Origin of the sequence: Kitasatospora sp. NPDC056327, assembly GCF_042261735.1 — a bacterium.
GTDB lineage: Bacteria > Actinomycetota > Actinomycetes > Streptomycetales > Streptomycetaceae > Kitasatospora.
On sequence record NZ_JBHJRC010000405.1, the window covers coordinates 1 to 6,014 of the forward strand.

At 74.9% G+C, this 6,014-nt stretch carries 3 protein-coding genes; 2 read left to right on the forward strand and 1 reads right to left on the reverse strand.

Annotated elements, in window-relative coordinates:
- Nucleotides 1–400: 400 nt before the first annotated feature.
- Entirely contained in the window at nt 401–1,348 is a 948-nt protein-coding gene (locus ACFCX4_RS34010) for a terpene cyclase (protein ID WP_376150951.1), read from the reverse strand.
- Between the two features lie 312 nt (nt 1,349–1,660).
- Between ACFCX4_RS34010 and ACFCX4_RS34015 the strand changes: the two genes are divergently transcribed.
- Both ACFCX4_RS34015 and ACFCX4_RS34020 read left to right on the forward strand, forming a co-directional pair.
- Nucleotides 1,661–4,687, forward strand: a complete 3,027-nt coding sequence (locus ACFCX4_RS34015; protein ID WP_376150953.1) for an AAA family ATPase — start codon at nt 1,661–1,663, stop codon at nt 4,685–4,687.
- A 207-nt stretch (nt 4,688–4,894) separates the two neighbouring features.
- On the forward strand, nt 4,895–5,977 hold the full coding sequence (locus tag ACFCX4_RS34020) for an aldose epimerase family protein (RefSeq protein WP_376150955.1): 1,083 nt from the start codon (nt 4,895–4,897) through the stop codon (nt 5,975–5,977).
- Nucleotides 5,978–6,014: the final 37 nt, after the last annotated feature.

Here is a 6,014-nt window from a genome sequence, read left to right on the forward strand (position 1 = left end):
TGGGGGGGGTGTTTTTTTTTATCCCCCCGGGGGGGGGGGCCGCCGGGGGGGGGGGGGGGGCCCCGGGGGGGGGGGGCCCCCCCCCCGGGCCCCGGGGGCGGCCCCCCCGCGCCGGGTCGCCCGGGACGGCGGCCCGGCGGAGGGTACGGACGCGCACGCGGGTCGGGCGCACCCCGCCGGGTGGCGCCCGCCGGTCAGCACCCTAGCGGGAGGCGGCGGGTTCGGCTACGGTCCGTACGACGGGGTTCGACGGAGGGTGGTTCGTTCCGGCCGCGCGGGAGGGCGGCACCACCGGGACGCGCCGACGGGACGCGCCGAGCGGTCGCTCCACCGTGCCCTGCCGCCGCAGCGCCGTTCCGCGCGGGCGGAGTCGTCCCGGGGTGCTGCCCGGGCGCCCCGGTCACGCCGTCTGGTACCGGCCGGTGCGCTGCTCCCAGCTCAGGTAGCCCGCCAGCCAGGTCAGCAGGCCGTCCGCGTAGCGCTGGGCGACGCTCCGTTCCACCCGTGCCAGGCCCAGTTCCCGGTGGACGTCGGGCAGTCGCCCGTACAGCTCGCGGCAGCGCTCGACCATCAGCTGGGCCTCCGCCATCACCACGGCGCAGGCCTCCTCGGCCGAGCAGTTCCGTTCCCGCCGCACGATCATCACCAGGTTGTTGACGTCGCCGCGCGGTGCCTCCAGCGGGAAGGACCGCACGTCGTTGGTGAGGGAGGGGATGTCGGCGGCGAGCTGGCGGATCTGGCGCAGCACCGGGTGGTGCAGCACGGCGGCGGGCACCTCGAAGTGCCCGAGCCGCTCGATCATGTCGAAGATGGTCTCCATCGCGGCGGTACCGCGCCGCAGCACCTGGTAGCCGGCCCGGTCCGGCGGGCGGGGGCTGATCCGGCCGGCCGCCTCGGCGGGGTGACTGGCCAGGTAGTACTCCCAGTTGTACGCGGCGCGCGCCTGCCAGCGCGCCGGCATGCCACGGGCGCTGCGCTCCCACAGGTCGGCGAAGGCGGTCTCCACGGCGGAGCCGCGGTCGGCGCGGGCGCCGTGCAGGACGGCGATCAGCCGGTCGCAGATCGGGGCGACCTCGGTGGGGCGGCGGCCGAGCGGCCCGTCGAACTGGTCGTCGAAGAGGAAGTAGAAGCCCATGAGGTCCGCGGCCAGGGCGAGTTCGTCGGGGCCGGCGTCCGGGTAGCCGAGCGCGGCGAGGTCCACCACGTCCCAGTGCGCGTAGGACGGATGGGTCGGATCGGGCAGCAGGGGATGGCGGGTCAGCCAGGCGCGGTGCAGTTCGGTGGCGTACGGCCCGTGGACGCTGCGTCGGTGCGGGAACGGAATCTGAAGTGAGGTGTCGTCAGACATCGGACTCCCGGAGCTGCGGAGGATGGGGTCTCTTGTGGTGTTCGGCGGTGTTCGCCGTGTTCGGCGTGTTCGCGGGGGAGTTGGGGCGGGAATGCCTGCTGGGAAGGCGTGGTCATGGCATGATCAACTTGACGTGCGGGGCGTAGAGTATCTGATGCAATGATCCGACGTTAGGGATATAGGGCAATTGCCCTCGGCAAGCCCTCCGAACCCCCGATCTCGCCCGTCGCCTGCGTGAATGCGCACCACCTGGCCCCCTGCGGCGCTAACCTCGGCTCCACGAGCAGGGATCGGCGAGGCGGAGGCGCGACGGTGACCGAGCGGGACAACGATTTCCGGGCGGACGGGGTGCCCGGCGCGCGGGAGGCGGAGAGCGCCCCCGGCCGGGTCAGGCTGCGCGACCGCGACGCCGAACTCCGTTCCGCCGAGGCCGCGGTGGACAAACTCTGCCGCGAGTTCGCGGCCGGCGGCACCGAGATCGGCGAACTGCTCACCTTCTCCGGCCGTCCCGGCATCGGCAAGACCAGCCTGCTGCACGAGGTCCGCCGGATCGCGATGGTGCGCGACGGCGCCACCGTGCTGTTCGCGCGCGGCGGCGAGCGCCAGGCCAAGGAGCCGTACCACGTGCTCCGCCAGCTGCTCCAGCCGGTGCTCGGCGGCCTGCAGCCCGACGAGTTCCGCCAGGTGATGGGCACCTGGGAGGAGGTCGTCGGACCGGCGATGGGCCTCAAGCAGCCCAGGAAGGGCGCCCGCCGCCTGGACCCGCAGGGCGTGCGCGACGGCCTGGACTTCGTCCTCACCCAGCTCGCCCCGCGCCGCGCCCCGCTGGTGATGATCGTCGACGACCTGCACTGGGCCGACGCCGAATCGCTCGGCTGGCTGGCCCAGTTCGCCGTCCGGGCCCGCGAACTCCCCGTCCTGCTGGTCCTCGCCTACCGCGACGACTCCGCCGACTGGCAGCAGGACTCCCGGGAGCACCAGCACGCCGTCACCGCGCTCGCCACCCGCCGGCACGCGCTCAGCCGGCTCTCGCTGGTCGCCGTCACCGACATCATCCGCGCCGAACTCGGCGACAAGGCCGAGGACGCCTTCTGCTACGAGTTCTGGAACGTCGTCAACGGCAACCCCTTCGAGGTCGTCGCCCTGCTCGACCAGGTCCGCGACCAGGAGCTTGAGCCGGTCGAGGAGAACTCCCAGCAGCTGCGCGAACTCGCCGTCGACGCCACCGGGATGACCCTGAAGTCCTGGCTGGACCGGCTCGGCGCCACCACCCTGCGCTTCGCCTGGGCCGCCGCGATGCTCGGCACCGACATCCGGCCCGAACTCGCCACCCGGATCTCCGCCCAGACCGCCGAGGGCGCCCGCGAGTCCATCAAGGAACTGCGCAGGCAGCGCGTCCTGACCAGGACCCCGAACGGCAGCCTGGAGTTCGTCCACCCGCTGATCGCCAGCTCGATCTACAACACCATGCCCGAGGCCACCCGCACCGGCATGCACGGCGTGGCCGCCGCCGAGATCGAGAACGCCGGACTCGGCCTGCTCGCCGCCTCCCGCCACCTGGTCGAGACCTTCGCGGGCGAGGGCGACGACCGCACCGTCCGCAAGCTCCGCCGGGCCGCCTCCGAACACCTGCTGATCGGTGCGCCCGAGGCCGCCCAGCGCTGCCTCCACCGCGCGCTCGCCGAACCGCCGGACGACCTGGACCGCGCCGAGGTGCTGTACGAACTGGGCTGCTCCGCCCTGCTCACCGACCCGGGCGCCACCGTCAACCAGCTGCGGCTCGCGCTCGACCCGGAGGAGGGACCGCTGCGCCCCTCGCTGCGGGTCGACGCCACCTTCCGGCTCTCCGAGGTGCTCGCGCACAGCGGCGAGCTGCGGCAGGCCGCGCTGGTCTGCCAGGACGAGGCCGAGCAGACCGCCGGCGACCCCACGGGCCGGCTCCGGCTGGAGGCCGCGTCGTTCATGTGGCACGCCTACCGCAAGTCCGAGGAGGACGGCCCGGCCCGCTCGGCCCGGCTCGGCGCGCTCTGCGACAGCCTCACCGGACGGGACGCGGCCGACCGCGCGGTGCTGGCGCTGCGGGCCTGGGACCTCACCCTGCGCGGCGAGCCCTCCGCAGAGGTGCTGCGGCACGCGGACGACGTGCTGGACAACGGCCGGCTGCCCAAGGGCCTCGGCTGGACCGACAACACCTGGGGCTTCGAACTGCCCGCCACGCTCGGCCTGTCCTACACCTACAACGACCGGATCGCCCAGGCCGAGCGCCTGTTCTCGGACGCCATCGTGCAGTTCGAGGTGGCGGGCTGGAGCGGTGCCCACCGGGGCTTCGCCTACTTCCTGATGGGCCTGGCCAGGTTCCGGCGCGGCCTGCTCGCCGAGGCCGAGGACTTCCTGCGCCGGGCGCTGCGGCTCTCCGAGCGGATCAGCCCCAAGCTGCCGCTGGCCTGGGACGCGGTCGGTGTGCTGATCGACACCCTGATCGCCCGCGGCCGCAGCCGGGAGGCCTGGGAACTCGCCATCGACTTCGGCTTCCACCCGCCGTACCACGCCACCGCGATGGTGCTGCCCGACGCCGCCTCGCTCTACGGCAAGCTGCTGCTCGCCGTCGGCCGGCCCGCCGGGGCCGCCGCCGCGCTCACCGAGGCCGGGGCGCAGCTGAACGTGCGGGGCTGGCACAACACCGTCTGGGCGCCCTGGGCCGGACACCTGGCCATCGCGCTCGCCGAGGACGAGCCGGAGCGGGCCCGCGCCTACGCCCGCCGCTCGGTCGCCGACGCGCAGCGCTTCGGCACCGCCTCGGCGATCGGGACGGCGCTGCGGCTGTACGCCCAGATCGAGGACGGCCAGCAGGCGGTCGAGCTGCTGGAACGGGCGGTGACGCACCTCGGCCAGTCGCCGGCGGGCTACGAGCACGCCGTCGCGCTGGTCGACCTCGGGGCCGCGCTTCGCCGGGTCGGCCGGCTGGAGGACGCCCAGGAGTACCTCTACCAGGGCATCGAACTCGCCCAGCACTGCGCGGCGGACGGACTGGTCGACCGGGCCCGGCGGGAGCTGGCCAACTACGGCCTGCGGCCCAACCGGCTCGGTGACGTCCGGGAGACGCTCAGTCAGCCGGAGTGGGACATCGCCAGGCTGGCCGTGCGGGGCGTGCCGGCGCAGCGGATCGCCGATCAGCTGGAGCTCCCGCTCAGCCTGGTCAACCGCCGGCTGGCCGCCGTCTACCGCAAGGCGGGCAGCGGCCCCGACGGCCTGGCGGCCGCGCTCGGCCTGACCGCCCAGCGGGACGGCTCCGACCCCGTCGAGCGGCCGGAGCCCGACGGGGCCGGCCCGGGCCGCTGACCGGCGGCGCGGCAGGGCGGCGGGCGGGACCGGGCGGCAGCCGGGGCCCGCGAAGGCGCGCGGGATCCGGCGCGGCGCGCGGGCGCCCGGTGAGCGCCCCCGCACCGTCCGCCCTGGCTAGGCTGACGCCGAGCCGTGCCCGCGCGGGGCCCGGCACCCCGGCGAAGGGCGGGCGCGCTCCCGCCGCCCGCCAGTGAGGAGCAGGTCATGGCGACGCCCCCGGCGAACGGGCCGCGGACCACCAGCGTGCGGCGCGAACCCTTCGAACCCTCGGGCGCGGGCGCCGCGATCGAGCGGTGGACCCTGCGGGCCGGCCCCTACGAGGCGACCGTGCTCACCCTCGGCGCCACCCTGCACACCCTGGTCGCCCCCGACCGGGACGGCCGCCCGGCCCAACTGCTGCTCTCCTCCGACCGGCTCGCCGACATCCTCGGACCGGCCCGCCACTACGGCACCGTCGTCGGCCGCTACGCCAACCGGATCGACGGCAGCAGCGTCACCGTCGACGCAGTGGAGCACCGGCTCGCCCCGACCGGCGGCGGGATCACCCTGCACGGCGGCCCGGACGGCTTCGCGCACCGGATCTGGGCGGCCGAGGAACTGCCGGACGGCGTCCGGCTGAGCCTGCACAGCCCGGACGGGGACCAGGGTTTTCCCGGCGCGCTGGACGTCACCGTCGACTACACCCTCGGCCCGGACGGCGAGCTGGCGATCCGCTACCGGGCGGTGACCGGCGCGCCGACCGTGCTCAACCTCACCAACCACGCCTACTTCAACCTGGCCGGCGAGGGCTCCGGTGACGTCCTCGGCCACCTGCTGACCCTCGACGCCGACGGCTACACCCCCGCCGACGAGCGGCAGATCCCGGTGGGCCGGATCGAGCCGGTGGCCGGGACCCCGTTCGACTTCACCACCGCCCGGCCGATCGGCAAGTCGGTGCACGACGAGCACCCGCAGCTGACCGGCCCCGGCGGCTACGACCACAACTGGGCGCTGCGCCCGCGTCCGGCGGACGGCACCCCGGGCCCGGCGGCCCGGCTGGAGGATCCGGTCAGCGGGCGGACCCTGGAGGTGCTGACCACCGAGCCCGGCATCCAGGTCTACACGGCGAACAAGTTCCACGGCGCGGTGACCGGCGCGAGCGGCGTGCCCTACGGCCCGTTCGCCGGGATCGCGCTGGAGACCCAGCACTTCCCGGACTCCCCGCACCACCCGGACTTTCCCGGTACCGGACTGCGCCCGGGGGAGGAGTTCCGTTCGGTCACGCTGCTGAGGCTCGGGACGGCCTGAGCCGGAGAGCACGAAGGGCCCCGCCGGAGGATTCCGG